The 24,612-nt window shown below is 57.3% G+C and carries 23 protein-coding genes; 11 read left to right on the forward strand and 12 right to left on the reverse strand.

Features of this window, described 5'->3' with window-relative positions; all coding sequences use genetic code 11:
- The first annotated feature begins 88 nt into the window (after positions 1 to 88).
- Positions 89 to 1,579, forward strand: coding sequence for a sugar porter family MFS transporter (locus AD949_RS09370; RefSeq protein WP_048835752.1), 1,491 nt, complete (start codon positions 89 to 91; stop codon positions 1,577 to 1,579).
- Positions 1,580 to 1,672: 93 nt separating this feature from the next.
- On the opposite strand, the gene AD949_RS09375 is transcribed toward AD949_RS09370, so the two are convergent.
- Positions 1,673 to 2,464 (reverse strand): acetoin reductase, encoded by a 792-nt coding sequence (locus AD949_RS09375; protein ID WP_048835785.1) that lies wholly within the window; start codon positions 2,462 to 2,464, stop codon positions 1,673 to 1,675.
- Between the two features lie 439 nt (positions 2,465 to 2,903).
- On the opposite strand from AD949_RS09375, the gene AD949_RS14135 reads away from it, so the two are divergent.
- Positions 2,904 to 3,707 (forward strand): glycosyltransferase family protein, encoded by an 804-nt coding sequence (locus AD949_RS14135; RefSeq protein ID WP_158319952.1) that lies wholly within the window; start codon positions 2,904 to 2,906, stop codon positions 3,705 to 3,707.
- Between the two features lie 266 nt (positions 3,708 to 3,973).
- Here the strand turns inward: AD949_RS14135 and accC are convergent, their stop codons facing one another.
- The 3 genes from accC to aroQ are packed head-to-tail and all read right to left on the reverse strand — an operon-like array spanning position 3,974 to position 6,230.
- Positions 3,974 to 5,317, reverse strand: a complete 1,344-nt coding sequence (accC, locus tag AD949_RS09380) for an acetyl-CoA carboxylase biotin carboxylase subunit (protein WP_048835751.1) — start codon at positions 5,315 to 5,317, stop codon at positions 3,974 to 3,976.
- The gene (accB, locus tag AD949_RS09385) at positions 5,317 to 5,778 is read right to left on the reverse strand and encodes an acetyl-CoA carboxylase biotin carboxyl carrier protein (protein WP_048835750.1); all 462 of its coding nucleotides are present in this window, start codon (positions 5,776 to 5,778) and stop codon (positions 5,317 to 5,319) included. The genes accC and accB overlap by 1 nt, the downstream gene beginning before the upstream one ends.
- Positions 5,775 to 6,230 carry a type II 3-dehydroquinate dehydratase gene (aroQ, locus tag AD949_RS09390; protein ID WP_025829366.1) on the reverse strand — a complete coding sequence of 152 codons (456 nt, stop codon included), beginning with the start codon at positions 6,228 to 6,230 and terminating at the stop codon, positions 5,775 to 5,777. Before aroQ ends, accB begins: the two co-directional genes overlap by 4 nt.
- Positions 6,231 to 6,498: 268 nt before the next feature.
- Between aroQ and AD949_RS09395 the strand changes: the two genes are divergently transcribed.
- Positions 6,499 to 7,116 carry a septal ring lytic transglycosylase RlpA family protein gene (locus tag AD949_RS09395; RefSeq protein ID WP_048835784.1) on the forward strand — a complete coding sequence of 206 codons (618 nt, stop codon included), beginning with the start codon at positions 6,499 to 6,501 and terminating at the stop codon, positions 7,114 to 7,116.
- Positions 7,117 to 7,224: 108 nt separating this feature from the next.
- On the opposite strand, the gene AD949_RS09400 is transcribed toward AD949_RS09395, so the two are convergent.
- Positions 7,225 to 8,211: a YihY/virulence factor BrkB family protein gene (locus tag AD949_RS09400; protein ID WP_048835749.1), complete on the reverse strand. Its 987-nt coding sequence runs from the start codon at positions 8,209 to 8,211 to the stop codon at positions 7,225 to 7,227.
- Between the two features lie 452 nt (positions 8,212 to 8,663).
- On the opposite strand from AD949_RS09400, the gene AD949_RS09405 reads away from it, so the two are divergent.
- Together AD949_RS09405 and AD949_RS09410 are read left to right on the forward strand one after the other, a co-directional pair.
- A complete protein-coding gene (locus AD949_RS09405; RefSeq protein ID WP_048835783.1) occupies positions 8,664 to 9,794 on the forward strand; it encodes a type III PLP-dependent enzyme in 1,131 nt (376 codons plus the stop codon).
- A 170-nt stretch (positions 9,795 to 9,964) separates the two neighbouring features.
- Positions 9,965 to 10,681, forward strand: a complete 717-nt coding sequence (locus AD949_RS09410) for a YfdX family protein (RefSeq protein ID WP_048835748.1) — start codon at positions 9,965 to 9,967, stop codon at positions 10,679 to 10,681.
- Between the two features lie 68 nt (positions 10,682 to 10,749).
- Here AD949_RS09410 and AD949_RS09415 read toward each other — a convergent pair whose 3' ends face one another.
- The gene (locus AD949_RS09415) at positions 10,750 to 11,625 is read right to left on the reverse strand and encodes a sulfurtransferase (protein WP_048835747.1); all 876 of its coding nucleotides are present in this window, start codon (positions 11,623 to 11,625) and stop codon (positions 10,750 to 10,752) included.
- Between the two features lie 209 nt (positions 11,626 to 11,834).
- Here AD949_RS09415 and AD949_RS09420 point away from each other — a divergent pair, with 209 nt between their 5' ends.
- The gene (locus tag AD949_RS09420; protein ID WP_048835746.1) at positions 11,835 to 12,881 is read left to right on the forward strand and encodes an aldo/keto reductase; all 1,047 of its coding nucleotides are present in this window, start codon (positions 11,835 to 11,837) and stop codon (positions 12,879 to 12,881) included.
- A 136-nt stretch (positions 12,882 to 13,017) separates the two neighbouring features.
- Here AD949_RS09420 and ccmB read toward each other — a convergent pair whose 3' ends face one another.
- Genes ccmB through AD949_RS14140 form a run of 3 tightly spaced genes read right to left on the reverse strand, consistent with a single transcriptional unit; the run spans position 13,018 to position 14,551 of the window.
- Positions 13,018 to 13,686, reverse strand: coding sequence for a heme exporter protein CcmB (ccmB, locus tag AD949_RS09425; protein WP_082064697.1), 669 nt, complete (start codon positions 13,684 to 13,686; stop codon positions 13,018 to 13,020).
- Entirely contained in the window at positions 13,683 to 14,351 is a 669-nt protein-coding gene (gene ccmA, locus AD949_RS09430; protein WP_082064696.1) for a heme ABC exporter ATP-binding protein CcmA, read from the reverse strand. Before ccmA ends, ccmB begins: the two co-directional genes overlap by 4 nt.
- Positions 14,352 to 14,401: 50 nt before the next feature.
- Entirely contained in the window at positions 14,402 to 14,551 is a 150-nt protein-coding gene (locus tag AD949_RS14140) for a hypothetical protein (RefSeq protein ID WP_156475927.1), read from the reverse strand.
- 63 nt (positions 14,552 to 14,614) lie between these two features.
- Here AD949_RS14140 and acnA point away from each other — a divergent pair, with 63 nt between their 5' ends.
- The 4 genes from acnA to AD949_RS09450 all read left to right on the forward strand — a co-directional run bounded on the left by acnA (position 14,615) and on the right by AD949_RS09450 (position 20,821).
- Positions 14,615 to 17,308 carry an aconitate hydratase AcnA gene (gene acnA / locus AD949_RS09435; RefSeq protein WP_048835745.1) on the forward strand — a complete coding sequence of 898 codons (2,694 nt, stop codon included), beginning with the start codon at positions 14,615 to 14,617 and terminating at the stop codon, positions 17,306 to 17,308.
- Between the two features lie 82 nt (positions 17,309 to 17,390).
- Entirely contained in the window at positions 17,391 to 18,137 is a 747-nt protein-coding gene (locus AD949_RS09440) for an amino acid ABC transporter ATP-binding protein (protein ID WP_048835744.1), read from the forward strand.
- Between the two features lie 62 nt (positions 18,138 to 18,199).
- Entirely contained in the window at positions 18,200 to 19,687 is a 1,488-nt protein-coding gene (locus AD949_RS09445; RefSeq protein ID WP_244463361.1) for an ABC transporter substrate-binding protein/permease, read from the forward strand.
- A 228-nt stretch (positions 19,688 to 19,915) separates the two neighbouring features.
- Complete coding sequence (locus tag AD949_RS09450; RefSeq protein WP_048835743.1) at positions 19,916 to 20,821, forward strand: LysR family transcriptional regulator; 906 nt, start codon at positions 19,916 to 19,918, stop codon at positions 20,819 to 20,821.
- A 50-nt stretch (positions 20,822 to 20,871) separates the two neighbouring features.
- Here the strand turns inward: AD949_RS09450 and AD949_RS09455 are convergent, their stop codons facing one another.
- From AD949_RS09455 to AD949_RS09465, 3 genes are all read right to left on the reverse strand, one after another.
- Positions 20,872 to 21,840, reverse strand: coding sequence for a hypothetical protein (locus tag AD949_RS09455; RefSeq protein ID WP_048835742.1), 969 nt, complete (start codon positions 21,838 to 21,840; stop codon positions 20,872 to 20,874).
- 61 nt (positions 21,841 to 21,901) lie between these two features.
- Positions 21,902 to 23,185, reverse strand: a complete 1,284-nt coding sequence (locus AD949_RS09460) for an AAA family ATPase (RefSeq protein ID WP_048835741.1) — start codon at positions 23,183 to 23,185, stop codon at positions 21,902 to 21,904.
- Positions 23,182 to 23,775, reverse strand: coding sequence for a hypothetical protein (locus tag AD949_RS09465; RefSeq protein ID WP_048835740.1), 594 nt, complete (start codon positions 23,773 to 23,775; stop codon positions 23,182 to 23,184). Before AD949_RS09465 ends, AD949_RS09460 begins: the two co-directional genes overlap by 4 nt.
- 227 nt (positions 23,776 to 24,002) lie before the next feature.
- On the opposite strand from AD949_RS09465, the gene rimP reads away from it, so the two are divergent.
- Positions 24,003 to 24,587 carry a ribosome maturation factor RimP gene (rimP, locus tag AD949_RS09470; protein ID WP_048835739.1) on the forward strand — a complete coding sequence of 195 codons (585 nt, stop codon included), beginning with the start codon at positions 24,003 to 24,005 and terminating at the stop codon, positions 24,585 to 24,587.
- Positions 24,588 to 24,612 lie beyond the last annotated feature (25 nt).

Below are 24,612 nucleotides of genomic sequence, written 5' to 3' on the forward strand. Positions count from 1 at the left end.
TCCAGATCAGAAGACCTGTCTGATTTCCAAACAATAAAAAAATTTCATTTCCGATGCAATCGTTACAGAAGTGTGGTATTAAGTGACTATGCAGTCAGAAACAAGCAAAGCTCAGGACGCAATTTCGAGCGTCGAAATCTCCCCTCATGCGCATCGTGTCTTATGGGTCGCGGCAGTTGTTGCTGCGATATGCGGAGGACTTTACGGATATGATACGGGTATTATTTCCGGCGCCCTTCTTCTTATTACAAAAGATTTCCATTTAAGTGCCGGTCAGGCAGAACTGGTAACCTCTGCCATTCTTGTTGGGGCGGTTATTGGGGCGTTGTGTGTCTCGTGGCTGTCTGAACGGTTTGGCCGGCGTAATTCCGTCATGGTCGTGACAGGCGTCTTTGTGGTGGGGGCTGTCGCCTGTTCCCGCGCACCGGATGTAACATCTTTGATTATTGCCCGCGTTTTTCTAGGGCTTGCCGTTGGTGGTGCCACGCAGGTGGTGCCGACCTATATCTCGGAACTCGCCCCGGCCAGTAAGCGCGGCAATCTGGTCACCATGTTCAACGTCGCGATTGGTGTCGGGATTTTCCTTGCAAATCTCGTTGGTTTTACCATGCGAGATGCATGGGGCTGGCGTCCGATGATTTCCGTTGCGGCCCTGCCTGCGGCATTTGTTTTTGTGTGCATGTTTTTTCTGCCCAAAAGCCCGCGCTGGACAGCGGAAAATGAAGGGCTCAGCTCTGCTGTTGAACAGCTCAGTCGTGTTCGGAATTCCCGCAAGGCTATCCGTCGGGAAATCCGGGAAATTCATGAAAACGCTTCCGGAATTGAGGAGGATGAGCGCGGCTGGAAAGGCTTAATGCTGCCATGGGCCCGCCCGGCAGTTATCGCTGCTCTTGGCATTGCCTTCTTCACGCAGGCCGGTGGTCTGGAGATGATGATTTATTACGCCCCGACCTTCCTTTCGGATGCTGGGTTCGGAAATTCCGCTGCCCTTATGGCCAGTCTGGGTATTTCCGTGGTCTATCTTGTCATGACTCTGCTTGGCTGCATTTTTGTGGACCGGATTGGCCGCCGACGTCTGGTGCTTATCATGGGGCCGGGCTCAGTGCTGAGTCTGGTTGGGCTTGGCATCATGTTCGCCCTCCATCCGGATAAGGGCAGCGTAGGGAGTTGGGCGATTATCGCATTCCTGCTGCTGTTCATGATGTTCAATGCGGGTGGTATTCAGGTTGTGGGTTGGCTGCTGGGGGCAGAACTGTTCCCGCTGCCCATGCGTGCCGCTGCAACCAGCGTACATGCCGCCATGCTGTGGGGGGCTGACCTGCTGGTGACGTCCACGGCGCTGACCCTCGTGCAGAGTGTTACGCTGGGTGGCACCATGTGGATTTACGCAGGGGTTAATCTGGCGTCCGTTCTCTTTGTCTATTTCTTCGTGCCGGAAACAGCTGGGGCAACGCTGGAGGATATCGAGATTGCCCTCCGCCGCGGCGAGTTCAAGCCGCGTGTCGGGCAGGACCCGCGTATTCGCTCTTACGATGAGGAAGAAGACGAGCAACCTGCTCAGGCAACCTCAGCAGCCTGAGGCAGGCACCGTAGAACAGAAATGGAAGAAAGGCTCCTGCGGGGGCCTTTCTTTTTATCTGCACCTATGAGTGCAGAGGGGCCAGACTGTTCCTCAGCGGAAAACCAGTCCGCCATCAATCATCACGGACTGGCCTGTCATATAGTCTGCATCCGTGCTGGCCAGATAGGAAACAAAACCGGCCACGTCCTCCGGTGTCTCAACGCGGCCCAGAGTGATACCCTCAACATATTTCTTGTAGGTTTCGCCAATTTCGGCACCCGTTGTTTCCGCCATACGGCGGTCAATTTCCGTCCACATGTCCGTGCCCACCACGCCGGGGCAATAGGCGTTAACGGTAATGCCGGAGGAGGCCAGTTCCTTGGCGGCTGCCTGTGTCAGGGCGCGCACGGCAAATTTTGTGGCGGAATAGATGCCCAGAAAAGCATAGCCTTCATGTCCGGCAATAGAGCAGGCATTGATAATTTTGCCACCACTCTTCTGGTTTTTAAAAGCTTGCGCCGCCGCCTGAATGCCCCAAAGCGTGCCCTGCACATTGATGCGGAATATGGTCTCCACGTCCTCCGCTGTGGCGTCCAGCACCGCGCCCACCTGTGCGATGCCGGCATTATTGACCATGATATCTACATGCCCGAACACTTTGGCGGCGTCCTGCACCGCAGCAAAAACATCCTCGCGCTGGCTGACATCCGCCGTCTGCACATGGGCCTTGCCACCAAATGCTTCAATTTCCGCCGCAACGGCCTTCAGCTTGTCTTTTTTGAGGTCTGTCAGCACGACGGCAGCGCCGTCACGCGCCAGACGTAGGGCGATACCGCGCCCAATTCCCTGAGCAGCCCCGGTGACAATGGCGGTTTTCCCAGCCAGTTTTTCTGAAAGAGACATGGTCTGATCTTTCTCCTGAAAGCGCATTCTGCGCGGTTTTCAACGCAGGAAAAGCCAGCGGGTTTGAGCGCGGTCAAAAAAGGGGCTTATCACAGGTTTCTGAACTTTCACGAAACCCTGTCAGCTTTGCAAATCCTGAAAAGAAGATGGCTCATAAGATGCGGTCTTTTGATGAAATGGTCTTCTGGTACCATCCAGCAGTATGCAACTCGCTTGCAGTCAACATCTCACTGAAAGGCATATATTTGATATTTGGCGGTTGTGGCTCACATATGCCGACAGCACATCACCGACATTGCCGAAGCCCGATTTTCCGGACCTGTTGAATGGGAAATAAGCAATCATGTTGAGAGAGGATGGGTTTACGGGTTAGGTTATGAGTATTCCCCTCTAACGAACATTAATCGTTATGAAAGTCTGACCAATAATGACACCAGCCATGCCCCGAGTAGCTGTAATGACCAAAGCGTATCAAGAGCATACGATGCTACCGCTTTGGGTAAAGCATTATGAAAAATTGGTCGGTCGTGACAATCTTCTGGTGCTCGATCATGGTAGCAGCCCTGCTATCAACATCAACGGCGTACACACTGAGCGTTTACCTCGTGGCCAAGTTGATGAGTATGATTATATCGAGATATTATCATTTTGGCAGCGTAAGCTGCTTTCAGACTATGACTGGGTTATTACAACAGATACGGACGAATTTATCGTTCCTAACCCACAACTTTTTCCGAGCCTACACGCAATGCTGCGAGATACCCCGTCGGGGACACGTCGCTGCGTGGGCTGTGAGGTCATTGATCCCGGCAATTCCAGTCAGCCACTTGATTGGTCTTTGCCAATTTTGCGTCAGAGACCGCTCGGTGTGCTGTCAAAATGGTCTTCTAAGCCGGCGGTTTCTTCCGTTCCGACTGACTGGATGCCGGGTTTTCATACGGCACATACACCATCGACCTTTGATCATGCGCTATGGCTATTTCATCTAAAATACGCCGATGAACAGCATCTTATGGCACGGTTGGCACTGACTCGTACACTAGACTGGAGTGTCAGATCAGTAAAGGAAGGTCTGGGTGGTTCGCATCGCGTGCCGGATATCGCCATGCGTCGTGCTCTAGCGCGTTACCGGTCGACCATAGCACCGGGAACTCTTGATGATGTTTTAAGAAAACACTCAGATCCTGATACGCTTACTTCTCCGATGATGGCGATTCCCGACGTTTTTCTTGATTGCCTTTAAGTCTGGCCAAACGTTCTGGGGGCTTCAACGGGTAGGCGTTTGCCCCTTGCCCCTTGCCTGCTGTTGAATGGGTGGCCATAGCCCCCTTCCATTCCGCACTTGTTTGTTTGCCCATCGCGCAGGAGCGGTGAGGGGGAGCAAAGACAGTCTGCCTGTCTTCGGTCGTTAAATCGGAATGTTTTAGATTTCTGTGGCGTCCTGCGGGGGTTTGAACCCGGCCTGCGGTTCCCTGTTAAGGGGCGCAGGCCGGGGGAGGCGGACCCGTGTTAGTGCGGGCGCGCGGTAAACTGTTCCAGCCAGTGGATGGTGTAGTCCCCCCGCTGGAATTCAGGGTCGGCCAGAATGCGGCGATGGAGCGGAATGACGGTCTTGATCCCTTCCACCACAAATTCATCCAGCGCACGATACATGCGGGCAATCGCCTCGGCCCGTGTAGGGGCGTGGACAATCACTTTCGCAATCATGCTGTCATAATACGGCGGCACCTTGTAGCCAGTGTAGAGTGCGCTATCGATACGCACGCCCAGACCGCCCGGTGCGTGATACACTGCCACGGTGCCGGGGCACGGGGCGAAGGTATCCGGGTCTTCCGCGTTGATACGACATTCAATGGCATGGCCGGAGAAGGTCACGTCGGACTGGGTGTAGCCCAGCTTTTCCCCGGCGGCGAGGCGGATCTGCTCACGGACCAGATCAACATCACACACCATTTCCGTCACCGGATGTTCCACCTGAAGGCGGGTGTTCATCTCAATGAAGCAGAACTGGCCATCCTGATACAGGAATTCCAGCGTGCCCGCATTGCGGTAGCCCATTCTGGACAGGGCTTCCGTCACCGTTTTGCCAATGGTGTCCCGCTGTTCCGCCGTAATGGCCGGAGAGCCAGCTTCTTCCAGCAGTTTCTGGTGGCGGCGTTGCAGGGAGCAGTCACGTTCCCCGAAATGCACCACGTTGCCGTAGTTATCGCCCAGAATCTGGAGTTCGATATGCCGGGGCTTATCGAGGTATTTTTCCAGATACACGGCATCGTTGCCGAAGGCCGTGCGGGCTTCCGTACGGGCAACACTCCAGGCTTCCTCAATCTCGCTGGCGTTGTGCGCGACTTTCATGCCGCGCCCGCCGCCGCCTGCCGTCGCCTTGATCAGGACGGGATAACCCACCTGTTCTGCTACGGTCCGGGCTTCTTCCAGACTTTTCAGTTCCCCGTCAGAACCGGGGACCAGCGGCACGCCGAGCGCTTCCATGGTGGTCTTGGCGGTAATTTTATCGCCCATCATGCGGATATGCTCCGCCGTCGGGCCGATAAAGGTCAGGCCGTGAGCTTCCACCGTTTCCGCAAAATCTGCGTTTTCAGACAGAAAGCCATAGCCGGGGTGAATGGCTTCCGCCCCGGTGATGGTGGCCGCGGAGAGAATCGCAGCTACGTTCAGGTAGGAATCCCGTGCGGCTGGCGGCCCGATGCACACGGCTTCATCCGCCAGACGCACATGCATGGCGTCTTCATCCGCTGTGGAATGAACCGCTACGGTTTTGATGCCCAGCTCCCGGCAGGCGCGCAGGACACGAAGAGCGATCTCGCCGCGATTGGCGATGAGGATTTTGGAAAACATCACTCGATAATGGCGAGCGGCTGGCCAAATTCCACCGGGTCACCGGAGGCGACGAGCAGGGTTTTCACCGTGCCGGCTTTGGGGGCTTTGATCTGGTTGAAGGTCTTCATCGCTTCAATCAGCAGCAGGGTCTGGCCAGCGCTGACAATCTGCCCTTCGCTGACAAACGGGGGAGAGGACGGGTCCGGCGTGAGATACGCCACACCGACCATCGGGCTGTTGACCGCACCCGGATGGCGGGAGAGGTCCGCAGGGGCTGCGGCCACGGGGGCGGCGGGCGCTGCAACGGGAGCCGGCGCGGCGGCGACTGCGGCCGGAGCAACAGCCTGCACGGTCGCGGGGGCGCGGGCCACCCGGATGCGGCTGTCTTTCTCCGAGACCTCGATTTCAGTCAGTCCGGTGTCGGTCAGAATTTCGGCCAATGCCCGAATGGCATCTGCGTCCACGAGCAATCCGCTCATTGGTCATCCTCATCTAGAATAAGATCTGTCATTGCCTGCAATGCCAGAGAATACCCCGCCACGCCTAGCCCACAGATAACGCCAACAGCGGCGCGGGAGACATATGACATGTGGCGGAACGGCTCACGACGGTGAATGTTGGAAATATGAACCTCAATCACGGGCAGGTCTGTGGCTAGCAGAGCATCCAGCAACGCCACGGATGTATGGCTGTATCCCGCCGGGTTGATGATAATGCCGCGCGCGCGCTTGCGGCATTCCTGCACCCAGGAAATCAGCTCCCCTTCAATGTTTGTCTGGCGGAAGTCGATCGCCAGATCCAGCTTGTCAGCCGTCTGAATGCAGATCTGCTCCACGTCATCCAGAGTGGCGCGGCCATAAATTTCAGGCTGGCGCTGGCCAAGCATATTCAGGTTGGGGCCGTTAAACACAGCGATGAGGGGTCTTTCCATAGTGTTCCGGGCCGTAGCACGAATGCTGGACCGCATCCAAGAGAAGAGATGCCTTACCCCCTTAATCCTGATTAAAAACGTCTATAACCTTTTATAACGGCCTCGACCGGTTGCGGTGGAATGGAGGCACGGATGCCACGTTTTTGCCACGCCGGCGGGGCATGCAGGGGGAGAGCTAAAAGGTTTCGGCAGGCAGAAAGCAGTTGCTTTTTGTGCTGTGTCCCGGCTTTACTGGCTGGGTGAAACGGAAAACGGAGTAAACAAGCGGATGTCAGCCCTACGCCGGGCACTTCTGGGAAGTGTGATTGTTATGGCCTCCATGGCTTCTGTCTCCACTGCCAAGGCAGCGGGTGAAGGACAGGGGAAGACCGCTTGGGCCGACTCCGTTCAGCAGGCTCTGTCCTCGCGCGAGGAGCAGGACCCGACATTCACCGCGCCTGAAACAGGGCTGCGTGCGCATATGCACCGTTTCCAGAAAGGGATGGCAAGCTGGTATGGTGGGCGTTTTCACAATCGCCATACATCCTCTGGTTCCCTGTTTAATAAAGCCAACCTGACGGCTGCCCACCCGACGGCCCCGCTTGGCAGCAAGCTGCTGGTGACGTCGGAAGACACCGGTCGCTCCGTTGTCGTGACGGTGAATGACCGCGGTCCTTACAGCCATAACCGGATTATTGATCTGTCACAGGCCGCAGCGGCCCGCATTGGTATGTTGGGCGCAGGTGTTGCGCATGTGAAGATTGAAGCAGCACCGATTGAAGTGGCGTCCGCACCGCAGGACGGCGCAGAGTCTCTCGAAGGCAGCACGTTGCAGATGGATGCCGCCAGCGCGCCGCACGCCGTGCTCGCTCTGCACCGTGCTCGCGTAAAACACCTTCGGCATTAATAGGTAGCGTCTTCGGACGTTACAGAGAGATTATAAAGAAGGCCGGTCAGGACTAACCTGACCGGCCTTCTTTATATGTGCCTGTCGGGCCTTGCCGCCCGAATCCGTTTAGAACGTCAGGGGCTTGCGGCGTTCCCCGCGCGCATAGATTTCCATTTCAGCATTGAGTTCCGCCCCCATCAGCACAACCCATGCGCTGACGAAAAACCACATCATAATGGCAATCACGGCACCCAGAGGTCCATAGGTCGCGTTGTAGCTGGCGATATGGGCCACGTAATAAGAAAAGCCAAATGCCACGATAATCCATGTGCAGGTGGCAAACAGTGCCCCCGGCATCACCCAGCGCCACAGGCCCGGCGTTTTACGGTCTGGCCCGAATCGATATAGCGCGGACAGGGCCAGAATCTGGAACAGGAACATGATCACCGGGCCGCTCGACCGCGCCAGAAATTCAATGGACCCCGGCGGTGTAGGAATGTGCAGCCACGCGGGCAGGTTGAGCAGCAGCGGAAGGGCCACCATCAGGGCCAGCGTGAGGGCAGCCCCCAGAACGGCGGATAGGGTCATGGCCAGTGCTGTGAGTTGAAACACAAAGAAATTTCGATTTTCCTGTGTGTTGTAGGCAATATTCAGCGCTGACAGAATGGATTTTGTGGCGGCGGACGCGGACCACAGCGCGACACTCAGGGAAATGACAAGGTTAAGGGTCAAAGAACTGTGCGGCTCTGCCACCAACGTCTGGATACGGTCATAAATCAGCGCATAAGCCCCCGGTGGTAGCAGGCTTCGCAGCACTTCCAGTTGGGGGGTGACTGTCTGTACATCAAACGCCAGTCCGTAGATGGAAATCAGCGAACTGATGGCCGGGAAAAGCGACAGCGTGGTATAAAAAGCGCAGCCTGCGGCCACCAGCGTCGTGGGGCCAGAAATCAGGCTTTTAAAGGTCAGCGTGAAAATGGCCTTCCAGTCCTTCCACCGCATGGCGGAAGGGCGAGAAAATTTGGGACCATTTTTTGAAGTCTCCGCACTCTCACCTGCTGTCTGGGTAAGGTCATGCTGACGCGGAGCGGCTGGATCACAGAGAACCTGCATCGTTTGGGAAGCATCCTTTTTTGGCGTGTGGCATCGCGCCTGAGGGGGCCGAACCGTGGGATGCCGGGCCGGGGGCCGGGCGTGCTGTAACGGGCGGTTCCCTTCACGGAAGAAAAGGGCGTTCTGCAAGAAACAACGGTGCTCTGCAGACGTGAAGAAACCGAATGCAGCCGGTTTTATAGGCCTTAAAGCTCGTTTTCCATGTTTTTTTAAAATGCGCGATTTTTTCACTTGCGCTTGTGGCGCTCTGGCCTCATATGCACCCCCCTACGCAGCAACGCACGTGCCACTGGCCCTTTGAGGTTACGCAACGACGTCAAGCGTTCTGGCAATCTGGGTTTTTCTTGTTTTGGAAAGCCCTTCTCTGGTCGCTGGTCCGTTAGACCGTTTCGCAACTCCTCCTCGCGTATTTCTTAAAAAGCGATGGAGCCTTTTATTGGGGAATGGGTGGGATGAATCCCAAAATCGCCCGTTTTTTCGCTGAGCAAAAGCCAGCAACGCCTTGCCTCGTCGTCGATGTCGATCAGGTTGAGGCGCGTTATCACGCCCTGACACGCGCTCTGCCGCATGCGCGGGTATATTATGCCGTCAAAGCGAATCCTGCCATGCCGATTCTGAATCGGCTGGTGGGGCTTGGCTCCTGCTTTGATGCCGCCTCTTGGGAGGAAGTGTCTCTGTGTCTGGAAGCCGGTGCTACGCCAGACGCTATTTCTTTTGGCAATACAGTTAAAAAAGTCACCGCTATTCGCGCAGCATATGACGCTGGCGTGCGGATGTTCGTTTTTGACTGCCGGGAGGAACTGGAAAAGCTGGCGGCCCATGCGCCGGGTTCCCGCGTTTATTGCCGCCTGCTGGTGGATAATGACGGCGCGGAATGGCCGCTGTCCCGCAAGTTTGGTACCACGCTCGACTCCGCGCGGGAGTTGATGCTTCTGGCGCGGGAACTAGGGTTGGACCCGTATGGCCTGTCCTTCCATGTTGGCAGCCAGCAACTGTCTTCCGATGCGTATGAGGTCGCGATTGCGCGTGTGGCCGCGCTATTTACAGACCTCAGCGCAGCCGGGCTGGACCTGCGGATGGTGAATCTGGGCGGCGGATTCCCGGTGCGTTACCGGGCCGATGTGCCGGAAATTGACCATTTCGCACAGGCTATCAGCCACGCCATGACCACTCATTTTGGCAATGCGTTGCCGGAAATGCTGGTGGAGCCGGGCCGCTTTATTGTGGGTGAAGCCGGCGTTGTGCGCTCGGAAGTGGTGCTGGTCAGCCGCCGTGGGCGGGAAGACGGGCCGCGCTGGGTGTATCTGGATATTGGCCGTTTTGGTGGCCTTGCGGAAACGGAAGGCGAATCCATTCGCTATGCTATCCGCACGGCGCGGGATGGGGCACCCACCGGCCCCGTCGCTATTGCAGGCCCAACCTGTGATGGTGCGGATATTATGTATGAAAAGACAGCCTACGACCTGCCGTTGGGGCTGGAAGCAGGTGAACAGGTGGAACTGGACGCCACCGGCGCTTACGTGTCCACCTACTGCTCTACCCGGTTCAATGGTTTTCAGCCGCTGACCGAGTATTATATCTGATATGTTCTAAATGGGAGGCAGCCGGATAAGCGGCTGTCTCCCCCGGTTTACGCCTCTCCCGCGCTGACCAGACAGCACCACAGCCCAGCCTTGTGCGGGGCTGCCTTTGCAGATCGGCTGATCTGGCTCAACACTTGTCCGAACTTTGACGATGAGTCTGGAGAGATTTCATGAAAAAAACAGGACTGCTGCTCGCGGCCCTTCTGGCCTCTGCACTGCATGTGGGACCGGGTTTTGCTCAGACACCCAGCCCCGCAACGCCTGCGGCCTCCGCTTCTTCCGCTGGAGCGGACGCTGCGGCGCAGGATTTTGGCCGTCTTTCAGTCGATGGTGGTACGGCTTCAGAAGATATCGCGCTGGCGCGTCAGGCTATCTTTGATGGGGCTCTGGATGCTGCAAGCCGTCTGATTGACGATGCCAGCATGGCGCTTGAGCGGGCGCGGGTGGATAATACGGCTTTCCAGAAAGCGGAAACGGACCTTCAGCCAGCCAGAACCAAAACGACGCATTCCACTCATACATCTTCTGCCAGCAGCGCTCCCGTGGCTTGGCTGCCGGTTGATGGAGAACTGGTGCTGAATGAGTCTATTGAGCCCACCCCGGAAAAGACCGCAGCAGTTGCTGCCGCCAACCGCCATCTGCGGGCAGGAAACACCGCGCGGGCAGGGGAAGTGCTGAAAGTCTCCGGCATTGATGCGGATTATATTATTGCCGCCGTGCCGCTAGAACAGACCCGCAAAGACGTGGCCCGCGCCGCAAAATTTATCAAAAGCAATCCGTATAAAGCTAGTGAAGCTCTGCGTGATGCGCAAAACGCTGTCCGCTATGCCGCGGTCAATGTGCAGGCCGCATCCCAGCAGCCTTCACCAGTTCCGCAGGCAAAATAAGTGCGCTGTTAAAGGTGGATGAAGTGGGGAGAGCCTCTGGTTACACTACGTAACCAGAGGCTTTTTCTTTAGGCTTTCAGCAGGCGTGCAGCAGCTTTAGGTAGGCCGTCTTCAATCGGTAACGCGGTGTTGCGTGACCATTCATTCCAAGACCCCATATAAATGCGCAGCTTTTTAAAACCAGCCTGAGAGAGCGCCACATAGGTATTCGCAGCGCGTGCGCCCTTGAAACAGTAGATGATAATATCATCTTCGGGCGTCAGCCCACGTGAGGCGGCGAGGGCAAGAATCTCTTCGCAGAACCGAAAAGAGGCCTGCCCATCTGATATTTTCATGAAATCATACCATTCGATCCACACAGCGCCCGGAATGCGACCCTTGCGCGGTGCGAAATCGACCCCGTAAGGAGAAGAGCTTTCCCCCAGCCACTCCACCTTGTCCCGGTTATCAAGCAGATGGATCGCAGGATCAGTCAGAGCAGTCAGCACATCTTGGTAGGTGGCCATCAGGTTAGACTGAATGCTGATGGGGAAAACGGTTTTTTCAGGCGTGGTGGTTTGTGTTGTCAGGGTGCCACCAGCCTGCTTCCATGCCATCAGGCCGCCATCAAGAATGCCGACTTTCGGGTAACCGAGATAGTTCAAAATCCAGTAGCCACGGCAGGACCCGCCATAACGTGTATGCAGGGCGTCTTCATAAATAATAGCGGTTTTCTTGCCGTCGAGACCATAGCTGGAGAAGAGGTCAGCAAATTTGTCCTGAAGGGTTTTAAGGCCTTCTTCGGTTGTTTCAGCAAGATAGGTGAAAATATCTGGCATATTCACCGCGCCGGGCAGGTGGCCAGCTTCAAAATCCTTGCGGTCACGCACGTCAATAAAAACGGCGTCTCCGGTAGAGATCAGGTCCTGAATCTGTTTGGGTGAAAAAAGGACAGAGTCCGGCATTCGATTTCTCCAGATTTGTTGGGTGCGTGGAGTTTATCAGCCTTGGCGCGGTGGCTCCAGAGGGCTCAGAGGCGTTGCCGTTATGAGATTTATCGTGGGCTCTTAGTCGGCTGTCATCATAGTTTCAAAGAAGCTTTGGCGGCGGTGGGTGGGAAGATTGCCCATTTCAGGATATAATTTTTGTTCCCCATCCCCCAAGGAGCTTTCCCATGCAGTATCGTGAACTTGGCCGTACCGGCATTCTGGTCAGTGAACTCTGTCTGGGTACTATGACATTTGGCCAGCAGAATACAGAAGCGGAGGGGCATGCCCAGCTTGATCTGACGCTCGAACATGGCGTCAATTTCCTTGATACCGCCGAGCTTTATTCCATTCCCCCGCGTGCTGAAACCTATGGTGCGACGGAAACTATTCTGGGGAGTTGGCTGAAAGCGCGTGGTGGCCGGGATAAACTTATTCTGGCCAGCAAAGTGGTGGGGCGGAGTGCCTCCCCGTGGTTCCGGCCCGGTGGAGAGGAAGTGCGTCTTACACCGCGCCAGATCCGCTACGCGCTGGAGCAGTCTTTACGGCGGCTGGGTACGGATTATCTGGATCTCTACCAGTTGCATTGGCCAGACCGAAAAATCGGTTTGTTTGGAGAAGGTGGCACAACTTTTACAACCGTGTCAGACGTGGATGAAGTTCCATTGGAGGAAACGTTGGGTGTGCTGGGCGACCTTGTGGCGGAAGGTAAAATCCGTCATGTCGGTCTTTCCAATGAGACCGCGTGGGGTGTCGCAAAATCTCTTGCCTGCGCTAAAGAGGGTGCTCCTCGTGTCGCGTCCATTCAGAATGCTTACAATCTGATTAATAGAACTTTTGAAATTGGTCTGGCGGAAATGGCGCTGCGGGAAAAAGTTAGCCTGCTGGCCTATTCCCCGCTGGCACAAGGGTATCTGACCGGTAAGTATCTGAACGGCGCGCGCCCAGCTGGAGCACGCACCACTCTGTTCAACCGTGGGCAGCGTTATGAAAAGCCGGGTGTGGATGTGGCGGTGGAAGCGTATATCAACCTTGCGCGGGCCGAGGGGCTCGACCCTGTGCAGTTGGCGCTGGCGTTTGTGACCTCGCGCCCGTTTGTCACGTCCAACATCATCGGTGCGACAAGTCTGGAGCAACTCACCACAGCCCTGACATCCGTAACGGTGCAGATCACGCCGGAACTGGAAGCAAAAATCAACGCGATCCATCAGGTTCATTCCAACCCGGCTCCTTGACGGGAGCTAGTCCAGACAACTGACGCGGGCGTTGAAATCGATAAAGGCCCATCTGCCGGACTTTCAGCGGATGGGCCTTTATGTGGATTTGTTTATGAGACAACCGGCTTGATAGAGCCCGGCGAAACCCTGAAGATTATTCCACCGCCGCCCGCAGCCCCGCCCCGGCAGCCAGTGGGCATAAGGGAATGGCGGCGGTAAGAAACGCGCCCAGTAATTCCAGATCGGGTGCCCACGGTAGGCCGGTGCGCGCGGCGTCAATCGCTGCCGCTCCAAAAATCAGCGCGGGTGTGATGAGTGGCAGCACCAGCAATGGTAGCAACACGCCGCCCCGGCGCGCGCCCAGAACAATGCAGGCCCCCATGCCGCCGATCAGAGACAGCACCATGGACCCCAGCAGAAGGCCCGCCAGCAAAATAGGCAGTGTGGTGGTGGGCAGCCCGAGCATGATGGCTAGTGGCACGGCCGCCAGCAGGAGCGGCACACCTGTGGTCAGCCAGTGCGCGGTTATTTTGGCGAGGGCGACCAGTGATGGCGGTAGGCCTAGCAACAGGAGTTGATCGAGCGATCCATCTTCCAGTTCCGCCCCAAACAGACGGTCCAGCGGCAACAGGGCGGCCAGCAGGGCACAGACCCAGATAATGCCGGGGGCCATATGCCGCAGCAGGTCCGGCGAGGGGCCAAGGGCCAGCGGGAACAGCGTGCCCGTTAGTATAAAGAAGAGAACGGCTCCCAGCGTATCAGCCCCATGCCGCAGCGCGAGCCGAAGGTCCCGCTGCACAACCGCGCAAAACAGTTCCATCATGCGGCGTCTCCTGTCAGGTCGGCCTCATCCGCGCCCCACCAGCCCCGACTTTGGTCCGGCATGCCGGGCAGGTTCAGATGGCTGACGTCTCCCAAAGGGAGCGGCACATGCGTTGTAGCAACCACAAGGCCGCCCTGCGCGCGGTGCGTGGCGATGGCGGCTCCCAGTAGGTCTACGGCAGCGGCGTCAAGCCCGAGGCTCGGTTCATCCAGCAGCCAGAGCGGCGCCTGAGCCAGCAGCACACGGGCCAGAGCGGTCCGGCGTTTCTGGCCCGCAGAGAGCAGGCGCGCAGGCAGGGTGGAGAGATGGAGAAGGTCCACAGCTTTGAGAGCTGTCTTTAGGGCAGCATCTGTATCCCCGCCACCCGCGCGGGCAAACAGGGCCAGATTTTCCTGCACGGTCAGACTCGGCTTCAACGCGTCCTGATGCCCCAGATAGGCAACGCGGGCGGCGTGGGCAGTTCTGTCCTGCGTAATGGGCATGCCATCCCAGAGCAGCGCACCGCCGTCCGGGCGGCGCAGTCCGGCCAGCACGCGCAGCAGGGTGGATTTGCCCGCGCCGTTGGGGCCAGTCAGCAGCAGCGCGCCGCCGCGCTCAAGGCTCAGGCTGACATCATCCAGCACCAGCCGGTCTCCCCGGAAAACCGAGAGAGACTCTGCCACCAGCCGGGGAGAGGCCTCTGAAAAAAGCTCGGAGATGGGACTTCTCCTTATTGTTACCAGTTAAAGACCGCAAAAGCGGGGGAGTTCGCGTTTTCGTGGTCACGCGCCCGCTTGTGCCGCGCCAGACTGCCGGTATGTTCTACCGTCATCGGGATATCAAGTCGGCCGCCCGGAAGACCGGGTGAGTGCAAAACGCCGCACATGGCGGCGTGCCGGCTCCGGAACGTATCACCAGCCATGGGCTGTGATCGGGGAGAAGGGTTACTATGAAGACGGTTGGGCACGATTCACTTAAGACAGGTCGCACGCTCTCGGTTGATGGCAAGACCTACCATTATTTTTCCATTCCCGAAGCGGCAAAGACCATTGGCGATGTAAGCCGTCTGCCTGTTTCGCTGAAAGTGCTGCTGGAAAACGTGCTGCGCTTTGAAGATGGCCATTCCTATAACGTGGATGACGCCAAAGCGATTGCTGGCTGGCTGCCGCAGGGAAGCAGCACGAAGGAAGTGCCGTTCAAGCCTTCCCGCATTCTGATGCAGGACTTTACCGGCGTGCCGGCAGTGGTCGATCTGGCCGCCATGCGCGACGGGATTGTGAAGCTGAACGGCAACCCGCAGAAGGTGAACCCGCTGGTGCCGGTCAATCTGGTGATTGACCACTCCGTGATGGTGGATGTTTACGGTTCTCAGGACGCGCTGCAGAAAAATATCACGCTGGAATTCGAGCGGAATGGTGAACGCTATGCGTTCCTCCGTTGGGGTCAGGAAGCGTTTGAAAACTTCTCGGTTGTTCCGCCGGACACGGGCATTTGCCATCAGGTGAACCTCGAATACATCGCGCAGGTCGCATGGACCGCCGAGGTGGGCGGTAAAGAATATGTCTATCCGGACTCCCTGTATGGCACGGATAGCCACACGACCATGATCAACGGTCTGGGCGTTCTGGGCTGGGGTGTTGGCGGGATCGAGGCTGAAGCCGCCATGCTCGGCCAGCCGATTGCCATGCTGGTGCCGGACGTGATCGGCTTCCGCCTGACAGGTAAGCTGCCTGAAGGCGCGACCGCAACCGATCTGGTGCTGACGGTTACGCAGATGCTCCGTAAAAAGGGCGTTGTGGGCAAGTTTGTTGAGTTCTTTGGCCCGGCTCTGGACCACCTGCCGGTGGCTGACCGTGCGACTATCGCCAACATGGCTCCGGAATATGGCGCAACCTGCGGCTTCTTCCCGGTTGATACGCTCACGCTCGACTTCCTGCGTGAAACTGGCCGTGACGAACACCGCATTAAACTGACAGAAGAATATCTGCGTGCGCAGGACATGTTCCGCACGGCAGAAACACCAGAGCCGGTCTTTACCGATGTTCTGGAACTCGACCTGTCCACCATTGTCCCGTCCATCTCTGGCCCCAAGCGTCCGCAGGACCGCGTGGTGCTGAAGGAAGCCAAAACCGCCTTTGAAAAAGAGCTGACCTCTTCTCTGGGCGTTCCGGCTAACGACGCGAACAAGAAAGTGCCGGTTGCCGGGACCAATTATGAAATTGGTCAGGGCGATATCGTCATTGCTGCTATTACCTCATGCACCAACACGTCCAACCCGGCTGTGCTGATTGCCGCAGGGCTCGTGGCCCGCAAGGCCCGCGCACTGGGCCTGACGCCGAAGCCGTGGGTGAAGACCTCTCTGGCTCCCGGTTCTCAGGTGGTGACGGACTATCTGGACCGCTCCAAGCTGTCTGAAGATCTGGACGCTCTGGGCTTCAACACCGTGGGTTATGGTTGCACCACCTGTATCGGCAACTCCGGTCCGCTGCCGTCTCACATTGTGGACGCCATTGAGAACAACGACCTTGTGGCCGTTTCCGTTCTGTCTGGTAACCGCAACTTTGAAGGCCGTATTTCCCCCAACGTGCGCGCCAACTATCTGGCCAGCCCGCCGCTGGTGGTTGCCTACTCCCTGCTGGGCACCATGCGGAAGGACATCACGACCGAACCGCTGGGCACCTCCAAAGACGGCAAGCCGGTTTATCTGAAAGATATCTGGCCTTCCAACAAGGAAATCGCGGACCTGATCGGCTCTTCCATCAACCGTGAAGAGTTTATCAAACGCTACAAGAACGTCTCCAAGGGCACCAAAGAGTGGCAGGACCTCAAAGTTGCCACCGGGTCTGAAACCTACAAGTGGGACCCGAACTCCACCTACGTGCAGGATCCGCCGTATTTCAAAGACATCACACCGGAGCCCGCTCCGCGTGGTGGCATTGAAAACGCCCGTATTCTGGCCCTTCTGGGTGACAACATCACGACCGACCATATCTCTCCCGCCGGTGCCATCAAGAAAGATTCACCTGCTGGCCGGTATCTGATGGAACACGGTGTGGAACCGCGTGACTTCAACTCCTACGGCTCACGCCGCGGGAATGACCGCGTGATGGTCCGTGGCACCTTTGCCAATATCCGCATCAAGAATGAAATGCTTCCGGGCACAGAAGGGGGGCTGTCCAAGCACTTCCCGGATGGCAAGGAAGGCGCGATTTATGATGTCGCCATGGAATACAAGAAAGAGGGTACTCCTCTGGTTGTGTTCGGTGGCAAGGAATACGGCATGGGGTCTTCCCGTGACTGGGCTGCCAAAGGCACTCTGCTGCTGGGCATCAAGGCCGTGATTGCGGAAAGCTTTGAGCGTATCCATCGGTCCAACCTTGTGGGCATGGGCGTGCTGCCCCTGCTGTTCAAGGAAGGCACAACGCGCCAGACCCTGAAGCTGAAGGGTGATGAAACCATCACCATCAAAGGTCTGGAAAAAATCACCCCGCGTATGGACGTCACCATGACGATCACACGTGCGGATGGTTCCACGCAGGATGTACAGCTTCTGTGCCGCGTCGATACACTGGACGAAGTTGAGTATTACCGGCATGGTGGCATTCTCCAGTATGTGTTGCGTGGGATGACCAAAGCTGCCTGACGATTATCCAGTTCCCTCGGGACCTCAGAACGCCGGCCCGGATAACTCCGGGCCGGCTTTTTGCCTTGAAAATGAACCTGTTGTGCTAGATGCACACAATATTCATAAAAGCTTTGGCGAGGGTGCCATTCTGGGGGGCGTGTCCCTTCAGGTGCGTAAAGGGGAACTGGTTTCCATTATCGGTCCCTCCGGCTGCGGAAAATCCACGTTTCTCCGCTGCCTGAATTTTCTGGAAATTCCTGACCGTGGCACCATTAATGCCATGGGCGTTACCATAGCGCGGGATGGCGGCCCGTGGCGGCGTGCGGATGAGCATGTAGCCCACCGGCTCCGTACCCATGTCGGCATGGTTTTTCAAAACTTTAATCTTTTCCCTCATCTCAGTGTGCTTGATAACGTCCTGCTTGCCCCGCGTGTTGTGAAGGGTGAGACCGGACCGACCGAGCGAGATGAAGCCATGGCATTGCTGGAAAAAGTTGGGCTGGGCCGTGTGGCGCAGCGGTATCCTGTCTCTCTGTCAGGCGGCCAGCAGCAGCGGGCGGCCATTGCGCGTGCGCTCGCCATGCGCCCCGAGATCATGCTGTATGACGAACCGACTTCCGCACTTGACCCCATTGTGGCGGAGGAAGTGCTGGGGGTGATGCGCAAGCTGGATGATGAAGGCATGACGCAGATTGTGGTGACGCATGACATGCGGTTCGCACAGGTGGCCTCGGACACAATCGTGTATATGGATGGTGGCCATATTATTGAATCCGGTCCACCAGAAACACTCTGTGTGGACCCGGCGGATGATCGGACCCGGCGTTTTTTAAGGACTGTTTTGTGAGACACGGCATGCGGCGCCATCTGGCCCGTTTTTTAACCGTTCCGCGCTGGATTATGTGCGCAATGGTGGTGCTGCTGGCCGGGGGAGTTATGTCTCAGGCAGCCCATGCGGATCAGCCATTGCGCTGGGCGGCGGATGCCTCAGCCGATGTGCCCTTTACGTTTCATGACCCGAATGACCAGTCCCGCCTGACCGGGTTTGAATATGACCTGATGCAGTCTCTGGGGGAGCATCTCCATAAGCCTCTGCAATTCGTGCAGAATGACTGGGACGGGCTGATTCCCGGTTTGCAGCGCGGCCTGTATGAAATGGTGATGTGCGGAATTGAAATCACGTCCGAACATGCCGAAGGGATTGATTTCAGCGCACCTTATTATGTGACGTCTGAGCGGATTGTCACGCGCCGCAATGGTCCGGCCCTGACGGGGCTGGAAGCGTTGAATGGTCATGCGGTTGGCACCATCAAAGCGACGCAGGCCGAGCGCATTCTGGCCAACCATCCTCAGGTGCAGATGCGCACCTATGATGAAGAAACCAATGTTTTTATGGATCTGGTCAATGGTCGCACGGATGCCGTGCTGATTGATGGCCCGATTGCCCAGTATTATGGTGCTACCAACCCGGACCTTCAGGTTGTGGGGCAGCCGATTGGCACAGTGTCTTACGGCATTGCCTTTGCCAAAGGGCAGAATGCCGCGCTGCGGGAGCAGGTGAATGCCGCTCTGGAAGTCATGAAAAAAGATGGCAGCCTGCATCGTATTCTGGCGCGCTGGAATTTGTGGACTCCGCAAACAGCGGCTTGGGCGGAAGATACCTCCACACCGACGATTGAGCCCGTAAACTGGAATGACTACGTTGCCGCCCTGCACGGTTCTTCCGGCTGGCGGGCCAAAACCGCGCGTTATGTCAGCTTTTTACCGCTTCTGGCCAAAGGCGCGGTGCTAACACTTCTGGTTTCTCTCTGCGCTATGGTGTTGGCGGTCGGGCTGGGGCTGACACTGGCATTGTTGCGGTTGTATGGACCGGCACCTCTGGCCACACTCTCTTCGCTGTATGTCGAGATTGTGCGGGGTACTCCCCTGCTGATCCAGATTTTGCTGATCTTCTACGGTCTTCCACAATGCGGCTTGAATCTGTCTCCCTTTGTGGCCGGGGTGCTGGCCCTTGGACTGAACTACGCGGCGTATGAAGCTGAGAATTACCGGGCCGGATTGCAGTCCGTTGCGCGTGGGCAGATGGAAGCGGCTCTTGCGCTGAATATGACGCATGTGCAGTCCCTGCGTTATGTCGTGGTGCCGCAGGCCTTCCGGTTGGTGATGCCCGTCATGACGAATGACTTCATCTCCCTGCTGAAAGATTCCTCGTTGGTCAGTGTGATTACGCTGACCGAACTCACACAGACCTATATCCGGCTTTCTTCCACCTATTTTGATTATTTCGGGACCGGTCTCATGGTCGGTGGAGCTTATCTGCTGCTGGGTCTGCCCTTTGTCCGTCTGGCCCGCATGGCGGAGAAAAAGCTTTCACAACCCCACATCAGGCGGCGTTAAACCCGCCTGCCAATGCGCTTAGGGCATGGCGGAGCAGAGAACACACACACTTGTCTCGCCAGAGGGCATGCGCCACACATAAAACAAATAACCTAATAGGTTTGGGTTATCATCTGTTTCTGTCTGAGGATATGGAGCGCACGGGTAAAAGCCGAACTGCGCTGGTCTGACATTTCCTGAGGCTGCGGCGGGTTATGGCGGAATTTCTGCAAAAAAGTCCGGGATTTAATGGATCTTCTTTCAGCATTGCACAGCTTTGTCCGTGTTGCGGCCACAGGCTCCTTTTCTGCTGTCTCCAGAGAGACAGGGGTTAGTCAACCAACAATTTCCCGCCACATTGCGTTGCTGGAAGCGCATTACGGAACAACGCTGTTCGCGCGCACCACCCGCAGCCTGATGATGACGGAAGATGGCCGCAGCCTGCTTCCGCACGCCTATGAAGTGCTGGAAATTCTGGAAACGGCGGAAACCGTGCTGGGGCGCAGACGTGCTTCTGTCTCCGGTTTAGTCCGGCTGGGGATGACCACCGCTTTCGGCTTATACTTCACCAGCCGTCTGGGGGAGTTGCTGGAGCGGCATCCTGATCTTTCCGTTGAAGTCGTGATCAGGGACGGCTTTGGCGATCTGGTGGAAGAGGGGCTGGATCTGGCAGTACGTGTTGGAGATATTGCTGAAGGTTCTCTGATTGCCCGTAAGCTGGGTGTGGTCCGCAAGTGGCTGGTCGCGTCCCCCGCCTGTCTGGCACGCTGTGGTACGCCACAGCACCCTAGAGAACTCCCCGAATATCCCGCTATTGTCTATAATTACGGCGGAGGTCGGCATGACTGGAATCTGTTCCGGGATGAAGAAGAAAGCGTGATTGCGCCCTCCACTGTCTTCCGCGCCAATAGTAGTGAGGCCGTTCTGTCCGCCGTTCTGGCGGATATCGGCATTGGCCTGTTGCCGGAATTTCAGGTGCGCGCGGATGTGGAGGCTGGCAAGCTGGTCAGGCTGTTTCCAGACTGGCGTATTCCAAACCTGCCGTTCTACGCCGTGCATACCGGCCCACGGACGCTCCCGCTCCGTACCCGCACGGTGATGGATTTTCTGGTGGAAGTTTCTTCAGAAGTGCTGCGGGACGATCTGCCCGCCTGATTGATAAAGCGGGCAGCGGCAGTTTAATCGTCTGCCGCTCCGTCGGGGTTTTAACCGTGAAAGCCGGGGTCTGCGGCAGCAGCGCGCGGGAGTGGTTCTGTACTGTCCAATTCCCCTTTGTAACTTTTGCGCAGATAAGGCAGCCAGCCTTTCAGCCACGTATCCGTCCGACCCACAAAATCGGCCACGACAGGGGCATCAGCCATCCCGGCATGGGACCAGTTCTCCGGGGACCCCGGCACAACCGCTTTTGGTCCCGGAATGGCTGGGCTGATCAGTGTGTGGATGGTCGCAAAATCCACGCCTTTGCCGGATGTGCTTTTTTCAATATGCGTCCATCCGGCATCCACCAGCACCGGCGGGAGCTGAAAGCCCATCATGCCCAACCGTTGTAGAGCGGGCGGGATAAAGAGCGGACTGCTTAGCATGCCTTGGAGTGCCTGATTGGATGTCATGAACAGATTGTTCACCACCTTGATGGGTGAGGTCATCCAACATTCTGTCCGGCTTCCATCCTGCGGCAGGTCTCCAATCGTAAAGTTGAAGGTGCTGTGGCACTGGGCTTCGAGTTGTTCCGTCGCGGCGGCAGGAAGAGACTGCGTTGTAGCCTGCGCGATCAGGAAGCCGGTGACCGCCCCCTGCTCGGAGCGTACAAAAATGGAGGTTAGAACCTCCCCGTGTTCCACATCATCCTGATAATTCAGAACCGGGTGCCATTTGCCCGCAGGTAGCGGAAGCTGGCGGCCCGCAAAGGGGATTACGCCTTCAAACTGCGCATCCATGGGCGGCTGGGACACCATGCGCCGCCCTTCATCCTCAGCATTGGATTGAGCGTCTGTGCCCGGCGTAGATCGCCCCAGCATGTGGCTGACTTTGGACGTCAGGCTTCCGTAATAAGGCAGACGGTTGACGAGCCACGGGGCCGGAAACAGCACGGAAAACACCCCGCACACACCGGTGGTAATCAAAGCCGTGCGCCACAGGGGCGCCCGTTGCCAGAGGCGGGTAAAAGCGGACATGCCGGGTGCTCAGTTCAGAAAGAAAATCAAAGGCGGAGGGTGGTCAGCAAGCAGCCCGCCCTCAGGGTGTGAGGCGCGCATGAATGGCGTCCCCGTTGTCAGGCGTGCCATCGGCAATTTTGGCGGTAATCGTGCCGTCATCTTCCCGTACAATGCGCACCATCTCGGCTCCCTGCTGGCGGGCCACAATCAGGGACTCACTGATCATATCTTCAATAGAGCGTACCAGATCACGCGCGGAGGCCGCATCGCCCATACGGCTCTGGCGACGCATTACGTCCATCAGCAGCCCGGCATCAATGCCGCCGGTTTCCACTTTCAGGCCGTAGCTTTCAATCATGCCTTCAATTTCCAGAGCGGAAACGCGGGCAATATCCAGCCCCTTCAGCGCACGGAACACAAAAATGCGGTCCAGACGGTTGAGCACTTCCGGCGCAAAGCCAGCCTGACGCAGGGCTTCAACCGATTCGGCGCGCATGCGGTCCGGGTCATTGTGCAGGCGGTCGGAAATTTCCGTCAGCGCATCTGTCGCGATGTTGGACGTCAGCACAAAAATGCAGCGGACAGTGGAAATCTGCTGGCCGGTGGAGGCTTCTGTCACATGGCCGTCATTCCATGCGGTCAGGAATTTCTTGAAGACATCCGGATGCGCTTTTTCAATTTCATCCAGCAGCACCACGGCATCGGGCTTTTCCTTCAGGCCGCCGGTCAGCTTTCCGTAGGTGTCGGAACCCACATAACCTTTGGGGGAGCCAAAAAGCTGGGTGGCGGCATGCGGGCTGCTCATTTGCGTCATGTCAAAATGTAGCAGGGGGCGCTCAAGCTGGCGGGCCAACTGTTTGGCAAGATAGGTTTTGCCGGTGCCGGGGGGGCCAGCCAGCAGGAAAATCCCGACCGGCTTCCCCCGAACCTGCAACGCCAGACGGCGGCGGAGCTGGGTGGCAATATCCTCACAGACCTGATCCTGCCCAATCACGCGCGCGCGCAGGTTGGCGGCCAGTTCCTCGGCATCAATCGTTGTTTCCCGCTGTTCACGCGCCAGCATTTCTTCCAGCGCGTTGCGGTTGGTCAGTCTGGCAAGAACGTCCATCATCCATCCCCGTCGGCGTAACAGGCCTTTGCGTGCGAGTCGCTCAGCACGAGTTTCAAATAATAGCCCCCCGATTGTCAGGAGCCCGCCAAAAGTAGCCAGTACGGGCCAGGCAGGCGCACACCACTCCATAAAGTGGGTAAAGGAGGCTAGCGAGAGATGCAGGCTGATGGCCATCTGGACGCTGGCGAGCACCAGAAAGATAACCATCATCAACGGCATCAGCCGGTTGAGAGCCGGGAGAAGGCCTTTCATTGTGCAATCACCGTCAGGCCAAGTGTGTCGCCCTGATGCATAATGGGCAGAGCCTGCGGGCCAAACATGGTCACAACGCCACTCCCTATCCCGACAATGCCGGGGTCTGATGAGGGAATGATATCAACATTTCCGCTAACTGTAATGGGCAGAATGAGCACGGTCGGTTTAGGCTGGAGCAGCACCGTCTGGCGTGTCGTGCCACAGAGAACAGTCACGGTGCCGCCCGCGCCGGTGGCATCAAAAATTGGCATGGCTACCAGTCGGAGCTCCCGTCTTTTCACGCCTGCCAGAATGTCGGCTTTTTCCTTTTCGGAAAAGCTGGTCATGGCCAGAGCCTCTTCGGCTTTGTCCTGTGAAATCAAGGAAAACTGCACACCGGGGCGTGGTTGGCTTGAACCCGTAGTCTGGTCAGTGCTGCCTCCAGCAAGAGGGGCTGTGGTGTTGCCGTTGTCTGAGTCTGCATAATGATAGCCAGCTCCGGCCACCAGAGCGCAGGTTGCCAGCGCGACCATGATGAGGCGCAAAGGAGAGGATTTTTCCTCTTTTTGGGGCTGTGCCTTGTATGCGGGGTCAGGCGAATGAGTCATGGACTAATCAGACATATCCACGCGGAAAAGCGCAAGGGCTGAGGCCGCAGCAAAAGCGGGAAAAAGGGATAAGTCTGATTAATTTCTTTTTCACGAATTCGGAAGTGTGCAGCAAGCGACTCTCACTCTGCTCTTGCAGCATGGCGGTGTATCCCCTACATGGGGGATCATCCTTTCATTGAATTCAGAAATTTGGGGGGTGGCCTTGACGGGCCGCCTTTTTTGCATTGGACGCTGATCTGCCTGCCCATTCCGGCCTTGAGGCCCGGCTTGTCGCCCTTGTGGCGCCAACGCTGGAAGACATGGGCTATGAAATTGTCCGCATTGCGGTACTGGGGCGTGAAAGCCCGACCGTGCAGATCATGGCGGACCGTGCCGATGGTTCCCTGATCAATGTGGACGACTGCGAACGTATCAGCCATGCCGTAGGCGCTGTGCTGGATGTGGAAGACCCCATTCCGGGAGCGTGGACGCTGGAAGTCTCCTCTGCGGGAATCGACCGGCCGCTCACCCGTGCCAAGGACTGGAACCGCTTTGCCGGGCATCAGGCCAAGGCGGAAGTGCTGGTGCCGATTGATGGCCGCCGCCGGTTTTCCGGTGTTGTGCTTGGGGCGGAAGATGGTATTGCCCGGCTGCGGCTGGATGATGGCACCGAGGCCGCCCTGCCGCTGGAGGAAATCCGGCGCGCAAGACTGGTCCTGACAGATGCCCTGATTGAGGCGAGTGCGCAGATGGCGCGCCCGGTCGAGACGGGTGAAGAAGAAAAGAGCAAGGTCGGGGAAGAAAATCCGGCCGGGCGCAAGTTACACTGATCAAGCCGCCTGCTTTGGAGAGCTG

It is taken from the genome of Acetobacter orleanensis (assembly GCF_001581005.1).
Lineage (GTDB): Bacteria > Pseudomonadota > Alphaproteobacteria > Acetobacterales > Acetobacteraceae > Acetobacter > Acetobacter orleanensis.

Excerpts from the sequence above, each read along its gene's own strand:
- AD949_RS09370 (WP_048835752.1), top strand. The coding sequence starts at position 89 with ATGCAGTCAGAAACAAGCAAAGCTCAGGACGCAATTTCGAGCGTCGAA.
- AD949_RS09445 (WP_244463361.1), top strand. The coding sequence starts at position 18,200 with ATGGTGGTGCTGCTGGCCGGGGGAGTTATGTCTCAGGCAGCCCATGCG.
- ccmB (WP_082064697.1), bottom strand. The coding sequence starts at position 13,686 with ATGATGGAACTGTTTTGCGCGGTTGTGCAGCGGGACCTTCGGCTCGCG.
- AD949_RS09450 (WP_048835743.1), top strand. The coding sequence starts at position 19,916 with ATGGATCTTCTTTCAGCATTGCACAGCTTTGTCCGTGTTGCGGCCACA.
- accB (WP_048835750.1), bottom strand. The coding sequence starts at position 5,778 with ATGAGCGGATTGCTCGTGGACGCAGATGCCATTCGGGCATTGGCCGAA.
- AD949_RS09420 (WP_048835746.1), top strand. The coding sequence starts at position 11,835 with ATGCAGTATCGTGAACTTGGCCGTACCGGCATTCTGGTCAGTGAACTC.
- AD949_RS09410 (WP_048835748.1), top strand. The coding sequence starts at position 9,965 with ATGAAAAAAACAGGACTGCTGCTCGCGGCCCTTCTGGCCTCTGCACTG.
- AD949_RS14135 (WP_158319952.1), top strand. The coding sequence starts at position 2,904 with ATGCCCCGAGTAGCTGTAATGACCAAAGCGTATCAAGAGCATACGATG.
- AD949_RS09415 (WP_048835747.1), bottom strand. The coding sequence starts at position 11,625 with ATGCCGGACTCTGTCCTTTTTTCACCCAAACAGATTCAGGACCTGATC.
- AD949_RS09455 (WP_048835742.1), bottom strand. The coding sequence starts at position 21,840 with ATGTCCGCTTTTACCCGCCTCTGGCAACGGGCGCCCCTGTGGCGCACG.
- accC (WP_048835751.1), bottom strand. The coding sequence starts at position 5,317 with ATGTTTTCCAAAATCCTCATCGCCAATCGCGGCGAGATCGCTCTTCGT.
- AD949_RS09405 (WP_048835783.1), top strand. The coding sequence starts at position 8,664 with ATGAATCCCAAAATCGCCCGTTTTTTCGCTGAGCAAAAGCCAGCAACG.
- AD949_RS09375 (WP_048835785.1), bottom strand. The coding sequence starts at position 2,464 with ATGTCTCTTTCAGAAAAACTGGCTGGGAAAACCGCCATTGTCACCGGG.
- AD949_RS09400 (WP_048835749.1), bottom strand. The coding sequence starts at position 8,211 with ATGCAGGTTCTCTGTGATCCAGCCGCTCCGCGTCAGCATGACCTTACC.
- acnA (WP_048835745.1), top strand. The coding sequence starts at position 14,615 with ATGAAGACGGTTGGGCACGATTCACTTAAGACAGGTCGCACGCTCTCG.
- aroQ (WP_025829366.1), bottom strand. The coding sequence starts at position 6,230 with ATGGAAAGACCCCTCATCGCTGTGTTTAACGGCCCCAACCTGAATATG.
- AD949_RS09465 (WP_048835740.1), bottom strand. The coding sequence starts at position 23,775 with ATGACTCATTCGCCTGACCCCGCATACAAGGCACAGCCCCAAAAAGAG.
- AD949_RS09395 (WP_048835784.1), top strand. The coding sequence starts at position 6,499 with ATGTCAGCCCTACGCCGGGCACTTCTGGGAAGTGTGATTGTTATGGCC.
- AD949_RS09460 (WP_048835741.1), bottom strand. The coding sequence starts at position 23,185 with ATGAAAGGCCTTCTCCCGGCTCTCAACCGGCTGATGCCGTTGATGATG.
- AD949_RS14140 (WP_156475927.1), bottom strand. The coding sequence starts at position 14,551 with ATGTGCGGCGTTTTGCACTCACCCGGTCTTCCGGGCGGCCGACTTGAT.